This window comes from Xanthomonas sp. SHU 308 (assembly GCF_000364645.1).
Lineage (GTDB): Bacteria > Pseudomonadota > Gammaproteobacteria > Xanthomonadales > Xanthomonadaceae > Xanthomonas_A > Xanthomonas_A sontii.
In genome coordinates this window covers 1-202 of record NZ_AQOK01000762.1, presented here as the reverse complement: position 1 = coordinate 202, position 202 = coordinate 1, and the positions used below count along the sequence as shown (strand labels likewise).

Sequence of the window (202 nt, the reverse complement as noted above, 5' to 3'; positions counted from 1 at the left end):
AGCGACGCCGGCGTCCGCCACGCCCGCCAGGCCAGCCACAGCAGATAGGCGGCACCGGCGACCGACACCGCGCGATGCAGCGCCGGCACCCGCTCCAGCAACGCCTGCAGGCCGAACAAGGCCGCCAACGCGAACAGCGCGCAGCCCACGCCCATGCCCAGTGCCGCGGCGAGCCCGGCCGCGCGCGAGCGCCCCGCGGCCA

1 protein-coding gene is annotated in these 202 nt (G+C 78.2%); it reads right to left on the bottom strand.

Annotated features, from left to right (window positions below):
* Positions 1-202, bottom strand: a 202-nt coding sequence (locus tag D588_RS28755; RefSeq protein WP_043086361.1) for a LysE family transporter, incomplete at both ends; no start/stop codon positions are given.